The following is a 22,179-nucleotide window of genomic DNA, read 5'->3' as shown; positions in this document are numbered from 1 at the left end:
AACCCTCACCCACTGTCGACCGTCCACCGTTCAGGCCCACCTCCAGAGGCCTGCACAAGGAGATTCCCATGAAAGGCACTGCGCTATCCGCCCTGTTCGCGGCCGCGACCCTGCTGGCCTCGCCTGTGTTCGCCGCCGATGACCTGTGCGCCATCAACCTGCAGAAGATCGACGACAGCATGGCCACCGTCGGCGCCACCTCCGAAGGCCTGGACAAGGCCATCACCGAGCACGTCGACAAAGCCAAGGCCGCCCAGGCCGCCGGTGACAACAAGGAGTGCATCGCCATCACCAGCAAGGTGCTCGAACGCCTGGAAAAAACCGAGAAAGGCAGCGGCTCGGCCGGTGGCAGCGGCAGCTGATGCAGCGCCGGGCGGCCCGCCTGTCGACGCCGCCCGCGCAAAGGCGTATACTCCACCTCGCATCCTGTAAAAGGGACGCCAGCTAGAGCTGAGTGTGGGGCCGATTAGGATTCGACGCCGGTAGCGAAACTCTAGGTGCATGCCGAGTTGGTAACAGAACTCGTAAATCCACTGTTGCAACTTTCTATAGTTGCCAATGACGAAAACTACGAGGGCTACGCTCTCGCTGCGTAAGCAGCTGAGCCCGCTCTCCTGGTAGCTTCGGCTCCAGCAATCATCAGGGGATGCCTGTAAACCCGAAATGATTGTCATACAGAACAGGATCGTCGTGCAGCACGTTGGGGGCGAAGCGACTAAAACTTACCCAACTCGTCCAAAGCACCCTGCCCGTCGGGCGGCTGCGGATTAACTCAGTAGACACGGCTAAGCATGTAGTACCGACAGCGGAGTACTGGCGGACGGGGGTTCAAATCCCCCCGGCTCCACCAAATGATCAAACAAAGACGTCCACGGACGTCTTTTTTTGTGCCTGCGAGCCAGTAAAAACGCGGCTTCCAGCGCTTTTGCTGGTCTTTGGAGAGTTTTTGAGTTCCAGCCATTCGGGTATTCCAGACGGTATTCCAGCCCATCCGGTGCTAATCTTTGGAATACCGAATCAGTGCTTGAGGACAATCTCATGCCTGCTCAAAACCTCCGCCTCTCCGATCGACAGCTCAAGGGAGTCAAACCGGCGTCCAAGGATTACGTCCTTACCGACGGTGACGGTTTGCAGCTCCGCGTACGCAGCAACGGCTCGTTGCTGTGGAATTTCAACTACCGCGAACCGGTGACCAAGAAGCGCATCAACATCGGCTTCGAGACCTATCCCGAACTGTCACTGGCGAATGCACGAAAGAAGGCAGTAGAAGCACGCGAGTTGCTCGCCCAAGGCATCGACCCGAAGGTGCAGCGCAATACGCTGAATGAAGCCAAGCGCGCAGAAACGGAACACACCTTCGAGAACGTGGCCACCGCCTGGTTCGAGCTCAAGAAAGACTCGATGACCCCGGCCTATGCCGAGGACATTTGGCGGTCGCTCACGCTGCATGTATTCCCCGACTTGAGAACAACACCGCTGACCAAAATCACCGCGCCGATGGTGATCGCATTGCTTCGCCCAATAGAAGCGAAAGGCAGCCTGGAGACGGTCAAGCGTCTCAGCCAGCGGCTAAACGAGATCATGACCTACGGCGTAAACTCCGGCCTGATCTTCGCCAACCCGCTCAGCGGCATCAGGGCAGTCTTCAAGAAGCCCAAAAAAGAGAACATGGCTGCGCTTCCGCCCGAAGAACTCCCCGAGCTCATGCTGGAGATCGCGAACGCCAGCATCAAACGCACGACCCGTTGCCTGATCGAATGGCAGTTGCACACGATGACTCGCCCCGCCGAGGCGGCGACTACTCGCTGGGCAGACATTGACTTTGAAAGGCGCGTTTGGACCATCCCAGCAGAGCGGATGAAGAAGCGCCGCCCACACAGCATTCCTTTGAGTGATCACGCTGTCGCGTTGTTGGAGTCATTGACGACACACAGCGGCCATCGCGAATACGTCTTCCCGGCCGATAGAAATCCGCGCACCCACGCCAATAGCCAAACCGCCAACATGGCGTTGAAACGCATGGGCTTCCAAGATCGGTTGGTCAGCCACGGCATGCGCTCGATGGCCAGCACCATCTTGAATGAACATGGGTGGGACCCGGAGCTCATCGAGGTGGCACTGGCGCACGTCGATAAGGATGAGGTGCGGAGCGCCTACAACCGAGCCGACTACATCGAGCGCCGGCGACCCATGATGGCTTGGTGGAGTGAGTTCATCCAGAAAGCCGCGACCGGTAGCCTTCTCGCGTCTGCTTACGGCCGAGTCCGCTAGGACCAGGGAGATGCAATTGCGGTAATGCCCTCCCTGAAAATGCACTGAAACGCAATCAGGAGAATCTGCTGGGCGGTTAGTAACTAGGCTTTATAGCTGCGCCGACTCAGCCTACAATCCGTCTCCCAGGCAGGATGGCAATCAGCCATATCCGGAACGCCTGATCACCTGTCGCATTTCTCACTCTGGCTCAAGGAAGTAGGCTGTCGATGTCAAAATTCAAACGCGAACATAACTATGGCTATCTGAATTTTTTCGAGATTGAGAAGAGTGGGCTTTATCGAGTCCAGAGAAAGTCAACAGGTGAGGAGATAATCTCCAAGAATTTTGGACTAGGGACCACCGAGGTGTTTCGCGCCCTTGCAGCCTGGGTCAAAGGAAGAGGATTTAAGGAAACAGCGCCCTGGCCAAGTCAAGGTGACTCTGGAAACGATCCAGTGATGTGTTACTGCCGAGAAATCAAAGAGTTTCCGAACGGCGACTTCATGGTAGTACTGTGGAAGCACGACCCTACCGACACTAAAGGGTTCAGAGGATTAGAATTAGGCAGCGATGGTAATCCGACAGGGAACTACATTACCAATGGCGCCTCAAGCACCGGCGAGAACTATGTATGGGGCCACCCATGCTATTACTGGATCGTACCAAGTAAGAACTCAGTAGTCTCCATAAAGTTCGACGACTCTAAATGCGATTCCGAGCTAATGCAAAAATGGGTTAATTACTGCGTCAGGTACCGCCTAAAATTCCCTGGGTACAATTCACGCCAACCGGGCGAATCAGAAACCCGAATTACTTTTAGCACTCCTCAGAACCCGGAAACATACAACCTTCTATACCGATTCAACACCAACATCAAAATATTTAAAACCAGCGAAGAATACCTCGAACAAATATGCGAATCCACTAGATACATGCTGTTGCGTAACGAAGTAGTAGTTAGCGACGGAGCGAAAAATCTAGAAATGAATACTGCAATTTCCACACGCGACGGACTTGACAAAGCCAACATTGAAATGTTTGGCTTTTTCCAGACATTTATGGAAAAGTTCTTCCCTAGCCAAAAGGGATCAGACGACAACGTCAGGAAAGTGGAAATTAAGCTTGAGGCCACACCATCGTTATCTCAAATTAAAGAGCTGATGACATATTCTTCAAGCTTCAGCGAAGGAAGCTGGGCTGACATAATTTTTATTGACGAAAATGAAAATAGCACCTCTATTAAACATCACCGTATCGTGGAACGCGTTATCCTACCACCGACCATTGATGCTTACAGCTGCGACCAGCTCTACAAAGTAGTCTCCGAGGCGCGGGCCTCCTATTTACCTTTAGCAGACATACCCGCAACTGCAGTTGAACCTCAAGAGCTAGCTTTCGGTACTAACGGATGAAAGCCATTGTCGCTTGCTTCATAATTCCGATAATTTTGCTTATCTTCGGGATTGACATTAACAAAGAACTTAGCCCCACCATACTTAGCCTACTTGTGGGAATTGCAGGCGCAATTTTCACAATCATGAGTATCTGGGTGGCCTTTTTATACCCCAATGTCTTGAAAACGCTCAAAGGTGAAAATTTAGTCAATATAGACTTCTCTGCTGGCGGGGAGGAGACGTTACGACTGAAAGAAATAATAAGTGTTATCGTGCAATCAGCAACCACGATGATATTATCGATTATCATTATGGTAGTAATGTCAATACATCAAAAGTTTGGTTTCACAACCCAATTAGCAATACTAAAGTCCTGCCAGTTTGGGCTTGTATTTATTTCCGGACTGCAAATCTGCGCGTTGATAAGCACAATACGTATAAATCTTTCATTTATGGACGCCCTGGAAAATCAACGAAGCAAAAGAGCCAAAGACTGGGATGTATAGTTCAATCAATTTAAACTTCGAATCAGTGGCCAACAACGAGATTCTGCAGGGCATTTCGGCTTCAATATTTTTTATTTAATCAGAGCATCACAAACCCTACGAATGGCCTAATTTGAATTTTCGTAGCCTCATGCTCACCCGCGGGTCCATCCAAACAGGGCTGCAAAGCCGCCCTGTTTGGATGGACCTCACCTAAAAAGATCAAAAGCACCACATCTGCCGCTGAGTGCTACGGTGTCCCGTACACGCCCAATGCCATTTTCAACCACAAAATCCAGCGGGCGAGTCGCTTGACCCCTCTGATTGCGGGCGTAGAAAAGACAGTGCGAAGGCTGTCGTTGACAGCACCCTAGGTGACCCGAACCTTAAAGGTCACGCCGCCCCCGCGGTGGTTCTCCCCAAGGGCGATTAGCATTCGGCAGCTCGCCCGGTCACTACCCATGTGATGGATGCTCTTACACGTATTGCGCTCGTGCGCCAGATACACCGTACCTCGCTGCCCAGCAGCAACCTATCCGCTTGGCCAAAACTTGCGCCAACCTGTGCCCGTCTCTTTCTTCTGGAAAGAGACGGGCACTTCTAACACTGCTGCAGCCCTGATTGCACATGGCTTTGCGGCAATCCCCCTCGTGACAATCGGCGTGACAAACGCCGATTTCACCAGCAACAGCCATGTAGATGATGGTGCCGCAGACCAAGGAATGGACTGCACCTGACTGACAGTCAGGCATGCCCCGGTCATCGCATTGCTGCTTGCACATGGCTCAGGATCTTCAGGCGCAGGTCTCGTCAGCCAGCGCTGCCTCCACCCGCCCACCGGTAACGGTGCTCAGGAGGCCAGATCATGAGATGCCCTTGCTCCCGGACGTAAGGAGCCGCCAGTCCCGCGCTAGAGGACATCCCCACAGGTCGCAGGGGCCTTGATCCCTGATAACACTCAACATTCTTGGCGGGATGACGTGGGGCGAGGATCGGAGACCAGGCGATGAGGTGATTCGACATGGCATTGGTGGGTAGAAGCGATGGCCGTAATTTCGGTTACGGCAGGCAGTTGAGCTATGCAGGGCCGCAGGCGCTGAAAGACATGTTCGGCGACGGCTACTACGGCACGGTCAAAGCACACTGTGATCGGTGGCAGGCATTCGTCAAATGGTGCCGCTCCGAACTGGGGCCCGGTATCAATGATGCTCGCCAGATTGATCGGAAGATATTGGCCGACTATGCGGCGTATTTGCGCGACGTGGTTAGGTGCGGTGACCTTGCTGTCAGCACCGCACAAAACCGCCTATCCAGCGTTAACAGGACTATGGCGGCGCTTCGCGGTGATCAGTACGTGAAGTTGCCCAGCCCGAGCAAGGCGCTGGGTATGCAGCGCACAGGGGTTCGACACTCGGTGCCACAAGGCCAACACCGCGATCAGGTTAAAGAGATCGTCAATGCGCTTTGCCGCCATCATCAGCTACGAGCAGCTGCGATCGTTTTGTTGGCACGAGCCACTGGCATGCGTTTACGTGAAGCCATCTTGGCTGACCTGCCACGGCTAAGCCGTGAGGCTAACCACCTAGGCAGGATTAACATACAGGATGGCACCAAGGGCGGCCGCGCCGGCGCCTCGGCACCACGTTGGATTTCGATGGATGAGCATGCTCTTGGCGCGCTTAGATTTGCAGAGCGGGTGTCGCCTGCAGGCAGCCACAACCTGATTGCGCCAGATGAAAGCTACTTTGACGTTCTACAGGACATCATCCGCCCGGCACGGGACATCCTGCATGCACAGAACCTCAAAGGCTTCCATGAGCTACGAGCGGCGTACGCATGTGAGCGCTATGAGCAGATCACCCAACACCCCGCGCCAATCAGTGGCGGCCAATGTTGCCAGGTAGATAGACACCTAGATCGTGAGGCCAGAAGGCAAATCAGCTATGAGCTGGGACACGGTCGGATCGACGTGGTCGCGGCCTACATTGGTGGGCGGGCATGAGTAAGCCATTCGACATGGAGCTGTTCTTGGCTGGAGTGCTGACCGGCTCACACGCAACCCGGCGACGCCATGTACGGCAGGCGAAAATCATCCAGGCTGAGATTGCAGAGCGGTGGCAGCGAGAAACGCCTTGGACTTGGCAGCGGAAGCATGTGATTTGGTTTCTCGAGAATCGCCTAGCCCGACGCAGCAATGCAACGCGGTATTACTACCTCCTAACCTTGCGACTGCTCGTTCGTCGCTTAGAAAAGTCATGGGTATGAATATGGGAAGCAAGAGCGTTGTGATCAGCAACTTGACTCACTACTCTGTTGAACGCAGCCGTATTAAAGCGCTCCCCCTATAGCCTGTGGCCTCATTCCGGAGGAGCAGGGCATCCAGGACCGTACCCCAGTGCCATCTGGACACAGCAAGAATGACCCGCCAAGATGCTCGTGATTGCCGCTGCAATCTCAAAAGACGTAAAGCCCCTCCATAAGCACTACTTACAATACGCAGTGCTTCCTGAATCAAGCCCACGGAAGATCAGATATGAGCGAATCCCCCTTCCTCAGATATAAAGACATGCTCGTCAACGACCACAGTGCCTCCGCCAAATGCCTGCGGTCAATCGTTTTGTCGATGGTCAGCCCTGATAGGTATGCGGTGACGGCAGCCGACCTCAGCGAGCTCAGCCAAGAACACTTTGAAGCAGCACAAGCCTTAATAGCCGTATTCAAAGCCGACTTTGAAAGGAACTGGGACACTAAGGGGGTGATTACCGAAATCAAAAAGCACTGGCCGGACTATATGAATGCTCCTTACGGTATATACCCGTTTCCGGATCCTGACACCATCTTCGTGCCAGATCAGGCCGAGCTGAGCGAGCATTTCCAACCCTTTTTTGGTATCGATCTCAACGCGGCAAACCCAGATTGGCATGGATATTTGACCATGCTGGGTCCGCTGGAGCCGACAGAGCATGAGAAAGTTGGCGAAGCGACCGAAGATACTGATTACCACTCCATTCTTTTGCACACCAATTGGATTGGCTTCAAGGTAGAGGAAGGGCGATACCGCCTGATGGGTGACCCACGCTATTTTTTCCTTCATAGGGACAACGAGCATCTGGAGGATCCTTATGTAGAGGCTCGCGAGCGTCTGGAGTCGCTGTATGCGGATCAAAAAGCTGCTTACACGGCGGCCAAAAAAATGTATGAAGAGTCGGGGTGGCTTTTCTCACCATCAGAACTGGCAGAGAATTACCCTCTGTACAACCTCAAGCGAATGGCGTTTGTTGAGCAAATCGGTGGCGTGGCTGATTTCTCGAAACTCCCCATTTCCAGCCTTAAGCTAGGCTATGCGCCGGTTGAAAACGGCAATATCACTGCTGGATACCCCATCAGTCCCGCTGGCCGTCCGTTTTATCATGTAGCCAGTGTGCCTGCGCATCATTACCAAAGCTGGGGCGCAGATCTGATCATGATGTTTTACGAGCCAGAGGAAGAGTTGGTTTTGTTTACGTTTTACAGCGAGCGCCTTGACGGGAATGGAGACGGATTTTATTAGGTTCTTCATGGAATCCCGTAAAAATGTAAGCAATCCATGAACCCCACCTACCGCGAAGAAGAAGTCTCAGTTACACATGTTCGCTGCATTGGATAATCCAGCGTGCCAGTGTCTGTCGTGGAATACCGTGCCGGCTCAGGACACTTTCAAAACGGTGCAGCGGCAAACCGCTACATCACCAACGTCGAAAAAGTCAGCACAGGCAATGCTAGTGTGGTGTTTCAGCGGCATTTCTGAAACACCACACTAAGACACAGCTATCCAACTTTCTTGGACTCTCAGGAGCCTGCTCGGTTTGATGCTAGTAACCCGAGATATCCGATGTAATTCAGTACTTAGGCAGCAGGCTGACTTGATTCCCTTATCTGCTTATACACCTCCTCCACCAGCAGACTCGCCAGCCCTTTGAATACTTTCTCATGCCGTAGCGCCTGGTCGGCCATGGCGCTATGGTTCTCCAAGGCGTCCACCACGGCATTGTTGAGCTTCGTTTCGTAGGCGCCGTTGGCAAAGGCATCCACCGTGTCGTTGGCCTGCGCCTGCTCCTGCAAGGTGGGGTCGCTCACCATCTTGCCAATCAACGTAGTGGCGTAGCCCTTGAAATCGGCATCCGACAGATTGCCTGAGAACACCTCGTTCATCTTCTTGATGATGGCCGACAGCCGGTCTTCCGGGTCGTCCCAGGCTTGCCCGCCGCCTGTACCCATGGGCTTCATCGGTTCGGCGGTGCCCGCCTCCATGTCCAGCTTGTGCTTTTGCTCGTTGACCACCTTGTAGCCCGCCAGCCGCACAGATTCATCCAGCGCCTCATCGCCTCCGGCCTTCCCCTGCAAGCGGGGCAACAGCATTCGGCAAAACGCATGCAGGCGTTCCAGGTCGGCATCGTCGTAGGAGCGCAGTTGCGACAGGAAGTCGTAGGCGCTGATGTACGAGGAGACATCGCCACGAAACAGGTCTTGCACCTCCTTGGTCTGAGCTTTAAACCGCTCGTGCGCCTTCTTCAGCGGCGCTTGAATCGTGGCCTGCTTACCCTTGGGGTCGAAGTAGCCTTTGGCAAAGGCCAACACCTCTTCCCACAGGTAGATGCCCGCGTCGTCCAGCTTCTGGCGCAGGGTGTGGACCAAGTTCGGGTCGGTAACAGCCGACATCTTGGCGGTACGGTAGAACGGAAGGAAGGCATTGAGGATGCCATCCGCGTCGTTGCGGAAGTCCAGCACGAAAGTGGTTTCCTTACCGGCGTACATGCGGTTTAGACGCGACAGGGTTTGCACCGCCAACACGCCGTCGAGGCGCTTGTCCACATACATGGCGCACAGCTTAGGCTGGTCAAAGCCCGTCTGAAACTTCGATGCGACGATCAGCACCTGATAGGTCTCGGTCTTGAACGCCTCCTTGATGCCGTCGTCGTGTTCCTTGTGGTCGTTGAGGTCGCCTTCCTTGGCTTTAAGTACTTTGGATTCCTCGTCCGTTACCTCCCCCGAATACGCCACCAACGCCTTGCAGTCGGTGTACTTCATCTTTTTGATGTAGTCGTCGAACGCCTTTTTGTAGCGAACCGCCGCCACGCGACTGTCCGACACCATCATGGCCTTGGCCTGCCCGCCCAACTGGTGCATGACGTGCTCGCGGAAGTGCTCCACGATGACCGTTACCTTCTGAGCGATGCTGGTCGGGTGCAACTGCGCGTAGCGGAACAGCTTGGCCTTGGCCTTGCCCGCCTTCACATCCTTGTCGTCGCCCGCCTGCTCCAACTTGAAGGCAAAGCCATAGGTGGTGTAGCCACGCAGCACGTCCAAGATGAACTTCTCTTCGATGGCTTGGCGCATGGAATACACATGGAAGGGCTCGGGCGCTCCATCCCCGCCCGTGCGCCCAAACAGTTCCATGGTCTTGGGCTTGGGAGTCGCCGTAAAAGCGTAGTACGACACATTGGGCGGTCGCTGGCGCGATGCCATGATGGTATTGAGCACGTCTTCATCGGTGATGTCGTCATCGCCATCGGACACCACCGCCACCGCGCCATCGGCCTTCGCGTCCGCGCCTGCAGCACCCGTCTTGCCCTTGGTCAGCACCTCGCGCAGCTTTACCGCGCCCTTGCCCGCCTGGCTGGAGTGGGCTTCGTCCAGGATGAGCGCAAAGCGCTTGTCGCCTAGACCGCCCACCTTGTCCAGCACCCAAGGAAACTTCTGCAACGTCGTGATGATGATGAGCTTGCCCTTGTCCAAGGCGCCCGCCAACTGCGTGCTGTTCTCGTCAATTTTTTCAACCACGCCTTGCTGGTGGTCGAACTGGTAGATGGTGTCCTGCAACTGCGTGTCCAAAACCCGGCGGTCGGTAATCACGATCACGCTGCTGTACACCTTCTGGTCCTTAGCGTCATGCAAAGACGCAAGGCGGTGCGCCAGCCATCCGATGGTGTTGGACTTGCCCGACCCCGCCGAATGCTGCACCAGATAGGTATGCCCCACACCTTCGGCCAGGGTGGCATTCAGCAGCTTGTTGACCGCATCCCACTGGTGATAGCGCGGGAACAATAGCGACGTGTTGAATACCTTCTTGCCCTTGGCGTCCTTGGACTCGGACACCTCCACCGACAAGAACTTGCCGACTACCGCCAGCCACGCATCGCGCTGGAACACCTCGTGCCACAGGTAGCCGGTGGAATAGCCCAAAGCATCATCGGGAGGGTTACCCGCCCCAGCGCCGCCCATGCCATCGGGGTTGCCACGGTTGAAGGGCAAAAAACGCGTGGCCGCGCCCGCGAGCTTGGTCGCCATCTGCACCTCGTCGGTGCTCACGGCGAAGTGCACCAACGCCCGCTTGCCAAACGATAGCAAAGGCTCGGGCTGCTTAGTTGCCACGTCCACCGGGTTGCGGTCGTACTTGTACTGTCGCACCGCGTCTTCGATGTTCTGGGTGGTGTCGGTTTTCAACTCGATGGTTGCCAAAGGCAGGCCATTGATGAAGAGCACGAAGTCGATGCACAACTGGTTGTGCAGCGAGTAATGCAGTTGACGCACCACGCGCAGGCGGTTCTTCTTGTAGTGCTCCCAGGTCGTGGGGTTCTGCTGGTTGCTGGGCGCGAACTGCGCCATCTTGAACGTGGCGTTGATGTCCTTGAAGCCCTTGCGCAGCACATAGAGCGTACCCCAGAGCTGCGGGGTTTCCTTCTTGATGGTCGGGCGGTCTTTGTCCAGCTCTTCCGCCAGCCGCTGGATGAACACCGCCTCGGGGTTCTTCGCGTGGTTCTTGGCAAACTTCTCCCAGGCATCGGGCTGGGTGTCTTTCACCCAGGCAATCGCATCCTCGGGGTACAGCGCCGTGCGGCGGTCGTAACCTTTGTCGTACGCAAAGCCTTTTTGGAACGGCAAAGGTCCATCGAGCAGCCACCCCTGGGCTTTCAGGACTTCGCAAATCTCGTCTTCAAACTGCTCTTCGGTGTGGATGGCTGCCATGGGTGTCCCTCTCCTATTTTTGTGAATCAAATTGGCCGTTGGCGGTTATCCATCAAGCGCAAGTAGCTATCGATTTCGAACTAACTCGAACGTCGATGCGCCCCAGCACCGCATCCGCGATGGTGGCGGCGCGCAGTTCTTTCAGCAGCGTGATTTCGTCGTGGGTGTGGACGATGAGGTGCTCCAAAGCTGCACGGTCGCGCTGAACCTCTCGAACAATTTCATCCTGAACATCTGGCGGGGGAAGTGGCACATCCAAATCCATGATGGTTCGACGGTCAATGTTCAACATGGACGCACTCGCGCCCGTAGCCCGTTCCTCAATGTGGACACGTACAGCGCCATGTGTCAGAACAAACACTAGATATTGGGACAAGCACTCGTTCTGGTCGAGCCGAAGGCGGTAGTGTTTGTCCGACAGCATCAATCTTGGATAGTCCTTGTCTGCCATAGAGGCGCGCCCAACAAGATTTTTGGTATTTGCGCGTGAAATCAGCACGTCACCTTTCAAGAGCGTGATGCTCTCAATCGGCTCAATGTCACAGGGAAGCGCCTTGGACTCCATTGGGTTGAAGTCGCCCGTGTTCACGCACCCAACTTTCAGAACCCCCCACTCACCATCATCGGGAGGACGGGATTCACATTGAGGGCTAATTCCCTGGTCAACCGATAGTGTTATGTGCTTGACCTTGGCAACGCGCCAGTTGGCAGGCAAGGATTGCAGCCATGTAAACCGATTGCAGTTCACGCCAACGGTAGCGTTAGCAAATCGCAGGACGGTGGCTGCAAAGGCTGATGCCTGAGCCTCCCGCAACAACCCGATCAGCTCATCCTTTTCATGAATCAGGGCGTCGATGCGGGCAGTTTCGCCATCGAGGTATTCCGCAATGACTTGCTGTTCGTCGGGTGGGGGCACAAAACAGGCTTCGGACAGGTAAGCCGTTGAATCCAGATTTTGGATTCCGGTGGTCTGCTTGACACTAATATTGGTAACCCGCGATGCATACAGATAAGCATGGAGGTACACCATGAACCTGGATACGATTCCCTCACGACTACGCATGCGGGCGACAAAATTGGAGCAAACCGCGCCCTCTGGGCCAAAGTAAGAAACGACCATACCAACGGGCTGCTGCTCCCCGCCACCCGACTTTTCCATCAGCATGTCACCAGGGACCAATGCCCGACTTCCCCGCTGACCGCTATCTACTTTGCGGAGAGTTTCATACTCAACGACTTGCCTACCGGTCCGGTCAAAGTCAGCCACGCGAATGACTGGAATGTCGTCATCGCCCCCATCGGGGTCATCGCCCCAGACGCCGTTGGAACAACCCTCCACACAATCACGCAGCCGTTTTCCAGCCCAATGCGCCGGAACCGCCCCCAACCACGGCACGCCCGAAGGCTTGTAACTCGCATACGGCTTCATGGGCGTACCTCGTCCTTGATGCCGCGCAGCAGCTCCATGAACTTGTGCTCCTTGGCCTCGATGTCCGCCGCAATGGCCTCGCGGCTGCGCGGGGGCGTATACACATAGAACTCGCGGTTGAAGTTAATTTCGGTGCCCACCACACCGATCTTTCCGTCCTTGGCGTCCTTCACTTCGTAGTTAACCCACGCATCCGGCCAGTGCGGGCACACCTCGCTTTCGAAGTACGCCTCAATGTCGTCATTGAACGGCACGTACTCGGCATCGCGCAATTCGGAATCGCTCAGGATGTCTCCCTTTTCGTTGGTGGTGGGCTCGGCATTTTTGTCCTTGGTGCCCAGGTACTTGCGAGCCAGCTCCAACGATTTGGCAGCCAGTTTGGCGGCCTTGCCGCTCAGGCCGCTGGCATCGGCCACCAATGTGGCGGATGCGTGCAGTGCTGCCCGGAACGAGTCGGCATCCATGTACGTGGCCTGAGCGTCCATGCCTTGAATGCTTTGGATCAGCAGGTCTTTTTGCTCCTGCCGCAGTTTGCCAAAGGCGGTGTCGCAGCCAAGCACCTTCAATCCCTGTTCGCTGGCCTGGAAGCGCATGCGCAAGGGGCGCTCAATGGTGATGCGGCGGTAGAAGAAATGGTCGCGGTCAAACACCTTAGCTTTGAGCACGCGCCCGGTCTTACGATCCTTGGCGTCGGGGTTCTCCTCCCACTCCATGGACTGGAAGTCGGCATACGCCTTGGCGATGCGCTCCACGCAATCGGGCGTGAATTCGCGGCGCTTCTTGCCCAGGTTCTTTTTTATCAGCGTGCTCATGGCGCTGGCGTCGATCAGGAGCACCTTGCCCTTGCGTTCGACGGGCTTGCGGTTCGTCATGAACCACAGGTAGGTGGTGATGTTGGTGTTGTAGAACATGTCCGTGGGCAGCGCCACGATGCAATCGAGGTAGTCGTGCTCCAAGATGTGGCGGCGGATTTCACTCTCGCCGCTGCCCGCGTCGCCGGTGAAGAGCGGGGAACCGTTGTGCACCACGCCGATGCGCCCGCCGCCTTTGCCCGCGACCACCGGTTGCATCTTGGACAACAGGTGCAAGGAAAACAGCATCTGCCCATCGCGAATAGCGGGCAGGCCCGGCCCGAAGCGCCCCACTGCCCCCTTGCCGTGCTCTTTCTTGACGGCGGCTTCGGCGGGTTTCCACTCCACGCCGTAGGGGGGGTTGGCGGCTTGGTACTCGAAGGTTTTGCCGGGGTGACGGTCGAGTTCGAGGGTGTCGCCGTTCTCGATGTTGGCCGGGTCCTGCCCACGAATGAGCATGTCGGCCTTGCAAATGGCGTAGGTTTCGTCTTCCAGCTCCTGCCCGAATAGCTTCAAGGTAGCGCGGTCGTTGAACTTGCGCAGGTGCTCTTCGGCCACGCTCAAAATGCCCCCGGTGCCTGCGGTGGGGTCATACATGGTGCGCACCACGCCGGGCACGGACAGGATGTCATCGTCGCCGTTGAACAGCAGCGTGACCATGAGTTCAATCACGTCGCGCGGGGTGTACTGCTCACCCGCTGGGGATACGTCGTTGAACTTCCGAAGAAGCTCTTCAAACGCCTGCCCCATGTCGTGGTTGGTTACCTTCTGGGGGTCGAGGTCGGTTTCCGCAAAGCGTTGTACCACCAGGTACAGGCGGTTTTTCTCGGCCAGCTTGTCCAGAGTTGCGGTAAAACCGAACTTGTCGAAGATGTCGCGCACGTTCTGCGAGAAGCCGTTAATCATGGCTTCCAGGTTGTCGCGCACATCGTCGGGAGTCTCCGCGATGTTAGGAAGCGTGAATTTGGACGTGTTGAAAAACGGGTAGCCGCTGAAGGGGGTCAGCATCTTGTCCAGGTCGTAGCCCTTGCCGTGGACCGCGGCATGCCGTGCCCGTACCACTTCGCGGGTGGGTTGCAGCACGCAATCGAGGCGGCGCAGGATGGTGAAGGGCAGGATGACCTTGCGGTATTCGTTTTCCTTGTACGCGCCGCGCAGCAGCTCGGCGTTTTTCCAGATGAGGTCTGCTAACTTAGACATTCAGGGATTCTCTATTAATATTCGTTTACTGTTGCATGACTAAAATTGCGATGACGCAATTTCCGCCTGATAACAATCAGCGCCCAATTGAATATGGAGAATATTCATTTATTGATCGCATTAGATATCTTAATGGCGCTTACGCATTTGGAGAAATAACGCCAACATGCTTATACAAGGTAGTCCGCGATACTCCATAACGCCGAGCGACCTCTGCCACTTGAATATCTGGATCACGTAAAAGCGCTTTGATCTCGCGTAGATCTTTATCAGTCAACTTGGGCTTGCGACCTCCCGTTCGACCTCGGGCACGCGCTGCAGCCAAACCGGCCTGAGTCCGTTCACGGATCAAGCCACGCTCGAAGTCAGCCAGCGCTGAAAACACATGGAAGATCAGCTTGCCCGCCGCGCTGCTGGTTTCGATCCTTTCCGTCAAACTTTCAAACCCGACGCCATACTGCTCAAGCTCGGTCACGACCTGCACCAGGTCGGGTAGGCTGCGTCCGAGACGATCTAGCCGCCAAACCACCAGGGTATCCCCTGCCCGAAGTGCCTTGCGACACTGTTCAAGCTCTGGTCGAGCCGTGTTCTTGCCGCTGGCCGCTTCTTCGTAGATAACGCGGCATCCAGCCTGCTGAAGCGCGTCGCGCTGCAGGTCTAGGTGCTGATCGTCAGTTGATACGCGAGCGTACCCTATACGTTGATTCATGGACGTAACCAGGACATTGAAAACTTGACGGGTATATTAACGCCTTAAAGCTATTTTCACGACGAAAAATTGATATGTTTTCACCCGTCAAGAAACTACCCATTCGCGCACACTCATGCATCCGACTGGCATGCTCGTTCGCCCGTCGGCAAACGCGCTGAGTGACTCTGCGGGAGGACTGAGGTGGGCCATCAAAGCATATTCACAGCCTTTCAATAGAAACGTCCAAACACCTGCCAGCGGCATTGTGATAACCAGCGTTTCCTCAGTCTGCCGCCTGAGCGTTGTTTGGAGCCGCACTAACATTGGCAGCGACAAAAAGGGCCTGCCTCAGTAAATCGGCAGCCACTTGCGGATGACGTTGTCGCTGATGCCATGGCTGATGGCGACACTGGAAACTGAGGCTTCGGGCTGCAGGCATTCCTGCACAACCTGGGCTTTGAAAGGCGTCGGATAAGAGCTTCGTTGGAGCATGGGAATCCTGGCGATAAGGACGATCGCGTCCATTTAAAAAATACGCGGACACCATCGCCCTTAAAACTGAAGTTCGGAAGTTTAGTTCACCGGACGCTTACGCTTAAAAAATCATCTGTCACCGCTATCTAGGCAAACGCCGATCAGCAACTACCATGAGTTGCTGATGTACTCCGATTGGAAGTGTGCGCCGTCACGAACGGACGGCCATGCTTCGACAGATCAAGAGACGGTGAAGCCGTAAGCAATTGACAAACACACCGCGATAAGAAACAGGTCAACTTCATCCTCTCAAAAACGGTGATCGCCCAGTCTTATGCGCTATCGGAGACGCACGATCTGAAGTGCGCTCAAATGATCGAGAACCTGGTGGGGATGCAGGCTGAGGCTGGCGTATACCTCACGATTTTTTGAACCTGCGAAGATCACAAGGCCAGCCAAACGAGCGCCACAGGCTCCTGAATCCAAATCCAGCGACTCAGCATTCCAAATGGTATTCCAATCAAATATCAAACCGGGTTTTTCTTATATATTTCAGCGATAGAAGTAACCAATTCAGATCACCCCGGCCCACCAAATCCTAAAAAGAAGACGCCCTTGGGCGTCTTTTTTGTGCCTGGCATTTAAGGCCGCATGCTTGCAGGCCGCGCATTTTTGTCTGGCCAATCGTATCGACAAGCGAAGAGCACCATGGCCATCAGGCAGGCAGCTTCGCGCTTGAACTCAGGGGTAAAGGTACGGCGTTGCTTGGTCATCGGACACCTCTCTGTGGCGAGCATTCTCGCCTAAATGGGTGTCCGGGGTTAGTAGACCACTACAGTCCCGTCAGGTTGCGCCTAAGCGCAGCACCCACAACACGCCATTGAGCATCAAGCGATCGTCGACTCTTGGGCGTCCTGTACGACGATGTGCGGTGAAGAGGTCTGCGACTATTTCCTATTCTGCATCGGAAAGTCCGTATCGCTTGGACATGGCAGAACCCTTCGCCTAAAAAGCGAGAATTCTACAGAAAAACGGGTTTCCAGAGGCTCCGGTGAGGTTTCAAAGGTTTTCATACAGAACCGGTTAGACCACATACGCGGACCACCAAGCCGAGAGTTGTTCCTTGAATGGCTGCATCCGGAGGTATGCCCGCTTTGACAAGTCCAATTGGTACTTCAAGCTCTTTCTAATCTCTGCGTGAATGTGTATCGCATTGCGCGCTTCATAGAACTCGATCAGCTCATCCTTGAGCCAAGGCTCAATCATTCCAAGCGCGGCAGCACATTCGGCTTTCTTGTCGAATCGGACCTTGGTGTCATCAGTCCTCCCAATGGCCTCATACGTGGGGATGATCTTCTTTCCATCGTGCTCAAGATGCTTCTCAAGCAACGCGAGGCTAGCCGGCGGAATTGAAATCTTCTTCTTCGTGCGGAATTCCGTAAGAGCGACAACTCGTGGTTCTGTACCAAGACAATCAAAGAGCAAGTAATGAAGTACTGCTTCGTAAATGGAAGCATATGACATTACTTGCAGTCGTATCTGTGATCGCAGCATCCAGTCATCGGCTTCAAGCCCTTCCAGGATTTTGTAGATATAGCGCGTAGAGATAAACTCCTCACCAAGGCGTTGTGCAAGAGTCGCGTCACCAATGAAGTCGAAGTACGCGGTATGCCAAGCCTCGTCGGCAACGTGCGCTGAAACATATGCATTAATGGTTTTCTGAATTTCTGCATCGAATGCCATGGACTTTCCCTGTTGTAGTCTAACGTTGGAGGTAGCCAGCGCGAAGGATACCCAATCGGCACAGCCGGCTGGGCGTCCGCTCGATCGAAGGGTTAGGTTGCATAGGCATAACCACCGAGCCGGGTAATTGTGAAAGCTACGAAATCTCCAACAGTTCTCGGATCGTCTGTAGAAATTACGCCCTCGACCGTTAAGAGGCCACAATCGACGATGACGGGATTTATGGAAGCAATTCTTCCAAATATCCGATATCGCCATCCACCCAACTGCTCGACTCCAATTTTCTGGCTTGGATTACCCGAAAAGATTTCGTCACAAGACTCCTCATCATCAAGGAACGGGCTAAATGCACGCTCGAAATCAGCATCGGGACTTGGTATGTTTCTCTCGTCGACCCTGAACTCATCCTCTACACAAAAACATGTGCTATCAATCTTAATTTTTACTTCGAGATAAGGGCCATCAGTCGAAATAAAGCGTGCAAGAGGCATAAGTAACCTAACGATTAAGCCTCAGGTGGCGGAACGCCACCCCAGCGAACGAAGTGAGCGCTTTGAGCGACTTGCTATACACTGCCGAGAACTTGCACTGTAGCTTGGAGCAAAATTGAAACTGCGGCAAAGAAAGCACCGATGGCATTCCATTTTGATTGTGCCGAGAAAGTGGCTGACATATCCCACCCATCCAAAGTTACCGATGCATAGTTTGGTTTTTCTCCCCGTTTCTTAGCCTCACGCGCACGAATGCTCATCGCTTTTTCATGGCTGACTTTTATAACACTGGCGCGCAGCCAGCCTGCTGCGGAAATCAACCCAAGAAAAATTGAAGTTACTGTCAGATAGAAAGAAACAGCTTCCATGGCACCGCACTCCTAATGGGTTGCGTATAACTATAAATAGACACAAAATTTCGGATAACTCACAGGACGGGCCTGATGTATAACATTCCTTGTTCCTTTAGCTATCCGTGTCTAGGCTGAGGCTTTCAGCGTGCAGATGAGCGTATAAGGGAGCTATACACCACGCATGAGCAGCCATGCTTGCTCGACCAAACGTGGGAGCAAATTCACCTGCGACATTACTCGATTCGAACCGAGCGTGTCTATTGTAGGTGGGTTACGTTGCGCGGCAGGAAGAGGTCCGCTTAGGTTGAGGCAGCTCATACGAATTTCGCAGTGTGTGCCTCCACCTTCACCAGTACTTAGCATCAGGTGTCTTCTGCTTTGATCCTGACCGTCAGCTTCTGGTGGTGCAGTACCTGAGAATTAAAGCCTCAGAGTAAACTGTCACCGTCACAGTCCTAGATGAGCCCGCGCATCGTGAAATCGGGCTCTCAGTATTGCATAACCACTTTTTGAACAGCGGTTTCTCAACCAAAATAGGGGCTTAGCAAATCAATTCTGATCACCCCGACCCAATAAAAAGACGCCAAACGGCGTCTTCCCAACTCCCCCTCAATCCAACGGCTTCCTCAACAAAATATCCACCGCAAACACCCCCAACACCGCCCCGGACACCCACCGCTGGGTCCGCATCGCCGCGGGCCTGGCAGTCAGGAAGCGGCTCACCCGCGCCGCCGCCAGCACGATCAACCCATTCACCGTCACCGCAATGACAATCTGCACCAACCCCAGTTGCATGTACTGCTGCAAGGTCGACCCCACCGTCGGGTCGATGAACTGCGGAATCAACGCCGAGTACATCAACGCGATCTTTGGGTTCAGCAGGTTGGTCACCAGCCCCATGGTGAACAATTTGCGCGGCGAATGCGGCGGCAGTTCCCGCGCCTCGAAAGGCGAGGCGCCGCGTACCATGTTCCAGGCCAGGTAACCCAGGTAGAAGGCGCCGGCGATGCGCACCACGTCATATGCCACCGGCACGGCCTTGAACAGCGCCGACAGGCCAAGCCCGGAGGCCACCAGGTAGCAGATGAACCCCAGCGCAACGCCGGCCAGGGAGATCATCCCGGCCAGGCGGCCCTGGGAAATCGCCCGGGATGTCAGGTAGACCATGTTCGGGCCGGGGGTCAAGACCATGCCCAGGGCGATGATCGCCACACCTATCAAATTCTCCAACGGCATCTCAACATGCTCCTTCGCATGGCTGGGTGGCCCAACGGCGCTGCAAGGCAGCGCCGCGGCCGGCATCGTTCAATGTAACCGGGGCGCGCGGCGCGGCCCTCATGCTTGCACGCTCCAGGCGTGGGACAACTGCGCGAAGATCGACTCGACATCGCGCTCCAGCGCCTGGCGGTCGAAGCTGCGCAGGCGCAGGCGGGTCTTCGCCCCTTCATAAACACCGCTGGCAGTGCGCTGTAGCTCCTGGGGCTGCGACCAGTACAACGTGCCCAGGCCTGCGTCGGGCGTGCTGGCACGCCGGCCAATCACCCAGGCGCCACGCTCGCCATGCAGCGGGCGGCCGTCGCGGCTGCGGCTGCGCGCCTGCTCGCGGTAGCGGCTGGAGGCTTCGGTCTGCAACTCCCAGGCGATGCCCACCAGGTCGATGTCGCGCACCTCGCGCCAAAGGAACGGGATTTCCGCGCCGCCGACGCGGGCGCCGATCTCGAGAAAGCGCAAGGTGTCGCCGTCATCGAACAGTTCCAGGTGGAAGACAATCTCGCGCCCTGGCGCGAAGGCCGCCAACAGCTCGGCGACGCGGCTGGCGATGCGGCGCTCGTCATCGCCTTCGGCAAGCTCGATGCTGCCCAGCGGGCTGTCCGGGCCGAAGTCGGCGCAGCTGTTCACATAGCGCGATGCGGTCAGCACCACCACCTGCTCGCCATCCCACCAACCATCCACATGCAAAATCGGCGCGGCGCAGAACACCTGGACCATCATCGGTTCTGGCTGCTCGTCCTGCAGCAGCGCCAGGTCCTGCGCCTGGCGCAGGATCCTGACGCCGCGGCTGGCGGTGCCGAAACGCGGCTTGAGCACCAGCGGGTAGCCGTGGCTTTGCAGCAACTGGCGCAGCCCCTGCGCGTCGTCGGCGGCCACCGCCGGCAGCACGGCGATGGCCGTCTGCCGGTTGGCCACCGCGAGCATGCTGAGCTTGTCGCGAAAGCGCTCGACCCAGGCCGGCGCGTCGCCGTGGATGGCCCAGCGCTCGCGGATCGCGGCGGCATTGAGCAGGTCGCCTTCGTTCAACGCCACCACGCGCTCGGGCACGCCGTACTGGGCGATCACCCGCCCAGCCTCGGCCATGACCGCGTCGGCATCGTCCAGCGAGGCCAGTGTCGAGCTCGACGCCAGCCGCGCTGCCGGCAGCGAGCCGAGTGACTCGGGCGTGCAGATCGCCCGAATCACCCTGCCAGCGGGCAGCTCATACTCGTCGTAGAGTGCCTGGCGCCCTACCCAGCGATGCAGGCAGAGCACGTAGCTCATGCCTGGGGCTCCTGGATGAAGTGCACGGCGGCGACCAGTTCATCGCCGATGCGCACCGCGTCCTCGCGCGAGGTGCCGGTGGCCAGTACATAACCGGAAACGCAGTCGGCCACGGTGTCCAGCGGCGGGATCACATCGCCTTCGTGTTTCTGGATGACCACCGCGCGCTCGGCCTCGCCCAGCTCGAACAGGAACGGCAGGAACACCAGCGGCGTCTCGCCTGGGCGGGTGTGGCGCACGTCGACGTCAGGCTTGAGGTCGAGCTCGACCTTGCGCACCTTGCCCGGGGTCGGCACGAAGAACTGGATCGCGGCACCGGCCTTGGGCTCTGGCGACTCCAGCGGCAGTTCGTCGATGCCCAGCGGCACGGTGAGGAACATGCGGTTCAGGTCCAGGCCGAAGGCGCGGCGCACCAGTTCCGGGGCGCCGGAGCCGGCCAGGCGGGCATGGGACTCGAGCACGCGCGGGCCCTTGGCGGTGAGGACGAACTCGCTGTGCGACGGGCCCTCTTCCAGCTCCACCGCGTCGAGCAGGCGGCAGGTCATGTCCTTGAGCTCGGTGAGCCACTGCTTGGCGTCGGTGCTGGGGGTGCTGACTTCCCACTCGACGTACTTGTCGTTCATGCGGTACTGCGAGTAGCCGATCGGCAGGTGGCGGCGCTTGAAGGAGAACGAGTCGACGCTGACCACCGGGCCGTCCAGGTACTCTTCGATGATGATGTGGCGCACCTCGGCGTCCTTGAGCGCTTGCCAGGCACGGGTGGCGCTGGCGGCATCCTCGCAGGGGTGGATGTGCAGGCTGGCGACGCCTTCGGCCGGCTTGAGCACCGAGCGGCCATGCTCGGCGACGAACGCGATGGCGTCCTCGGCGCAGGTGACGTGACGGAAGGCCACCGGGCTCAGGTCGTGCTTGGCCAGCAGCTCGCGCATGGCCACCTTGTCCTTGAGCAGGTGCGCGGTCTTGTAGGAGACACCGGTCAGCTTGAAGTGGTCGACCACCTTGCCGGTGGACTCGCCCGCCACCTCGGTGGTGGTGATGATGCGCTCGAACGGGCGCTCGCGGTGCAGCGGCTCGAGCACCTTGATGATCGCCTCGGCATCGTCGATGCGGGCATGCACCACGCGCTCGCAATGGCTGACGATCTCCTGCTCGTAGTCACCTTCCTGGTGCACCAGCACGACATCGATGCCCATTTCCTTGGCACCGTGGATAGGCGCCGGACGACCACCGATAACTGCAATACGCTTGTTCATGGAAACTCCTTGTTCGTCGTGA

18 protein-coding genes, 1 other RNA gene and 1 pseudogene are annotated in these 22,179 nt (G+C 56.4%); 8 read left to right on the top strand and 12 right to left on the bottom strand.

Going from position 1 to position 22,179, the window contains the following annotated elements:
- Positions 1 to 68: 68 nt before the first annotated feature.
- The 8 genes from ACODS5_RS16495 to ACODS5_RS16460 all read left to right on the top strand — a co-directional run bounded on the left by ACODS5_RS16495 (position 69) and on the right by ACODS5_RS16460 (position 7,682).
- Positions 69 to 362: a hypothetical protein gene (locus ACODS5_RS16495; protein WP_134692374.1), complete on the top strand. Its 294-nt coding sequence runs from the start codon at positions 69 to 71 to the stop codon at positions 360 to 362.
- A 96-nt stretch (positions 363 to 458) separates the two neighbouring features.
- Positions 459 to 850: a transfer-messenger RNA gene (gene ssrA / locus ACODS5_RS16490) on the top strand.
- A 188-nt stretch (positions 851 to 1,038) separates the two neighbouring features.
- Complete coding sequence (locus ACODS5_RS16485) at positions 1,039 to 2,271, top strand: integrase domain-containing protein (RefSeq protein ID WP_489109177.1); 1,233 nt, start codon at positions 1,039 to 1,041, stop codon at positions 2,269 to 2,271.
- Positions 2,272 to 2,480: 209 nt separating this feature from the next.
- A complete protein-coding gene (locus tag ACODS5_RS16480) occupies positions 2,481 to 3,665 on the top strand; it encodes a hypothetical protein (RefSeq protein ID WP_489109176.1) in 1,185 nt (394 codons plus the stop codon).
- The gene (locus ACODS5_RS16475) at positions 3,662 to 4,153 is read left to right on the top strand and encodes a hypothetical protein (RefSeq protein ID WP_489109175.1); all 492 of its coding nucleotides are present in this window, start codon (positions 3,662 to 3,664) and stop codon (positions 4,151 to 4,153) included. The genes ACODS5_RS16480 and ACODS5_RS16475 overlap by 4 nt, the downstream gene beginning before the upstream one ends.
- Positions 4,154 to 5,153: 1,000 nt before the next feature.
- A complete protein-coding gene (locus ACODS5_RS16470; protein WP_489109174.1) occupies positions 5,154 to 6,134 on the top strand; it encodes an integrase domain-containing protein in 981 nt (326 codons plus the stop codon).
- Positions 6,131 to 6,397, top strand: coding sequence for a hypothetical protein (locus ACODS5_RS16465; protein WP_489109173.1), 267 nt, complete (start codon positions 6,131 to 6,133; stop codon positions 6,395 to 6,397). Before ACODS5_RS16470 ends, ACODS5_RS16465 begins: the two co-directional genes overlap by 4 nt.
- Before the next feature lie 268 nt (positions 6,398 to 6,665).
- Entirely contained in the window at positions 6,666 to 7,682 is a 1,017-nt protein-coding gene (locus ACODS5_RS16460; protein ID WP_489109172.1) for a hypothetical protein, read from the top strand.
- A gap of 335 nt (positions 7,683 to 8,017) precedes the next feature.
- Here ACODS5_RS16460 and ACODS5_RS16455 read toward each other — a convergent pair whose 3' ends face one another.
- The 12 genes and pseudogenes from ACODS5_RS16455 to ACODS5_RS16400 all read right to left on the bottom strand — a co-directional run bounded on the left by ACODS5_RS16455 (position 8,018) and on the right by ACODS5_RS16400 (position 22,157).
- Entirely contained in the window at positions 8,018 to 11,137 is a 3,120-nt protein-coding gene (locus tag ACODS5_RS16455) for a type I restriction endonuclease subunit R (RefSeq protein WP_489109171.1), read from the bottom strand.
- Between the two features lie 52 nt (positions 11,138 to 11,189).
- Positions 11,190 to 12,566 carry a restriction endonuclease subunit S gene (locus tag ACODS5_RS16450; protein WP_489109170.1) on the bottom strand — a complete coding sequence of 459 codons (1,377 nt, stop codon included), beginning with the start codon at positions 12,564 to 12,566 and terminating at the stop codon, positions 11,190 to 11,192.
- Positions 12,563 to 14,617: a type I restriction-modification system subunit M gene (locus tag ACODS5_RS16445; RefSeq protein ID WP_489109169.1), complete on the bottom strand. Its 2,055-nt coding sequence runs from the start codon at positions 14,615 to 14,617 to the stop codon at positions 12,563 to 12,565. The genes ACODS5_RS16450 and ACODS5_RS16445 overlap by 4 nt, the downstream gene beginning before the upstream one ends.
- 139 nt (positions 14,618 to 14,756) lie before the next feature.
- Entirely contained in the window at positions 14,757 to 15,326 is a 570-nt protein-coding gene (locus ACODS5_RS16440) for a recombinase family protein (protein ID WP_489109168.1), read from the bottom strand.
- A 330-nt stretch (positions 15,327 to 15,656) separates the two neighbouring features.
- Positions 15,657 to 15,833 carry a transposase gene (locus ACODS5_RS16435; RefSeq protein WP_489109167.1) on the bottom strand — a complete coding sequence of 59 codons (177 nt, stop codon included), beginning with the start codon at positions 15,831 to 15,833 and terminating at the stop codon, positions 15,657 to 15,659.
- A gap of 795 nt (positions 15,834 to 16,628) precedes the next feature.
- Positions 16,629 to 16,733 (bottom strand): annotated as a pseudogene (locus ACODS5_RS16430) (IS5/IS1182 family transposase); the annotation flags it as partial.
- Between the two features lie 132 nt (positions 16,734 to 16,865).
- Entirely contained in the window at positions 16,866 to 17,525 is a 660-nt protein-coding gene (locus ACODS5_RS16425; protein WP_489109166.1) for a hypothetical protein, read from the bottom strand.
- Positions 17,526 to 17,617: 92 nt separating this feature from the next.
- The gene (locus ACODS5_RS16420) at positions 17,618 to 18,016 is read right to left on the bottom strand and encodes a hypothetical protein (protein WP_489109165.1); all 399 of its coding nucleotides are present in this window, start codon (positions 18,014 to 18,016) and stop codon (positions 17,618 to 17,620) included.
- Between the two features lie 74 nt (positions 18,017 to 18,090).
- Positions 18,091 to 18,384 (bottom strand): hypothetical protein, encoded by a 294-nt coding sequence (locus ACODS5_RS16415; RefSeq protein WP_489109164.1) that lies wholly within the window; start codon positions 18,382 to 18,384, stop codon positions 18,091 to 18,093.
- 594 nt (positions 18,385 to 18,978) lie between these two features.
- A complete protein-coding gene (locus tag ACODS5_RS16410) occupies positions 18,979 to 19,605 on the bottom strand; it encodes a LysE family translocator (protein WP_134692356.1) in 627 nt (208 codons plus the stop codon).
- Positions 19,606 to 19,704: 99 nt separating this feature from the next.
- On the bottom strand, positions 19,705 to 20,904 hold the full coding sequence (locus ACODS5_RS16405) for an ATP-grasp domain-containing protein (protein ID WP_489109163.1): 1,200 nt from the start codon (positions 20,902 to 20,904) through the stop codon (positions 19,705 to 19,707).
- The gene (locus ACODS5_RS16400; RefSeq protein WP_134692352.1) at positions 20,901 to 22,157 is read right to left on the bottom strand and encodes an ATP-grasp domain-containing protein; all 1,257 of its coding nucleotides are present in this window, start codon (positions 22,155 to 22,157) and stop codon (positions 20,901 to 20,903) included. Before ACODS5_RS16400 ends, ACODS5_RS16405 begins: the two co-directional genes overlap by 4 nt.
- Positions 22,158 to 22,179 lie beyond the last annotated feature (22 nt).

This window comes from Pseudomonas sp. FG47 (assembly GCF_057809115.1).
Note: the sequence above shows the minus strand (reverse complement) of the source record. Positions and strands in the feature narration are given on the sequence as shown.

Coding starts and splice junctions, on each gene's coding strand:
- ACODS5_RS16495 (WP_134692374.1), top strand. CDS start 69: ATGAAAGGCACTGCGCTATCCGCCCTGTTCGCGGCCGCGACCCTGCTG.
- ACODS5_RS16485 (WP_489109177.1), top strand. CDS start 1,039: ATGCCTGCTCAAAACCTCCGCCTCTCCGATCGACAGCTCAAGGGAGTC.
- ACODS5_RS16480 (WP_489109176.1), top strand. CDS start 2,481: ATGTCAAAATTCAAACGCGAACATAACTATGGCTATCTGAATTTTTTC.
- ACODS5_RS16475 (WP_489109175.1), top strand. CDS start 3,662: ATGAAAGCCATTGTCGCTTGCTTCATAATTCCGATAATTTTGCTTATC.
- ACODS5_RS16470 (WP_489109174.1), top strand. CDS start 5,154: ATGGCATTGGTGGGTAGAAGCGATGGCCGTAATTTCGGTTACGGCAGG.
- ACODS5_RS16465 (WP_489109173.1), top strand. CDS start 6,131: ATGAGTAAGCCATTCGACATGGAGCTGTTCTTGGCTGGAGTGCTGACC.
- ACODS5_RS16460 (WP_489109172.1), top strand. CDS start 6,666: ATGAGCGAATCCCCCTTCCTCAGATATAAAGACATGCTCGTCAACGAC.
- ACODS5_RS16455 (WP_489109171.1), bottom strand. CDS start 11,137: ATGGCAGCCATCCACACCGAAGAGCAGTTTGAAGACGAGATTTGCGAA.
- ACODS5_RS16450 (WP_489109170.1), bottom strand. CDS start 12,566: ATGAAGCCGTATGCGAGTTACAAGCCTTCGGGCGTGCCGTGGTTGGGG.
- ACODS5_RS16445 (WP_489109169.1), bottom strand. CDS start 14,617: ATGTCTAAGTTAGCAGACCTCATCTGGAAAAACGCCGAGCTGCTGCGC.
- ACODS5_RS16440 (WP_489109168.1), bottom strand. CDS start 15,326: ATGAATCAACGTATAGGGTACGCTCGCGTATCAACTGACGATCAGCAC.
- ACODS5_RS16435 (WP_489109167.1), bottom strand. CDS start 15,833: ATGGACGCGATCGTCCTTATCGCCAGGATTCCCATGCTCCAACGAAGC.
- ACODS5_RS16425 (WP_489109166.1), bottom strand. CDS start 17,525: ATGGCATTCGATGCAGAAATTCAGAAAACCATTAATGCATATGTTTCA.
- ACODS5_RS16420 (WP_489109165.1), bottom strand. CDS start 18,016: ATGCCTCTTGCACGCTTTATTTCGACTGATGGCCCTTATCTCGAAGTA.
- ACODS5_RS16415 (WP_489109164.1), bottom strand. CDS start 18,384: ATGGAAGCTGTTTCTTTCTATCTGACAGTAACTTCAATTTTTCTTGGG.
- ACODS5_RS16410 (WP_134692356.1), bottom strand. CDS start 19,605: ATGCCGTTGGAGAATTTGATAGGTGTGGCGATCATCGCCCTGGGCATG.
- ACODS5_RS16405 (WP_489109163.1), bottom strand. CDS start 20,904: ATGAGCTACGTGCTCTGCCTGCATCGCTGGGTAGGGCGCCAGGCACTC.
- ACODS5_RS16400 (WP_134692352.1), bottom strand. CDS start 22,157: ATGAACAAGCGTATTGCAGTTATCGGTGGTCGTCCGGCGCCTATCCAC.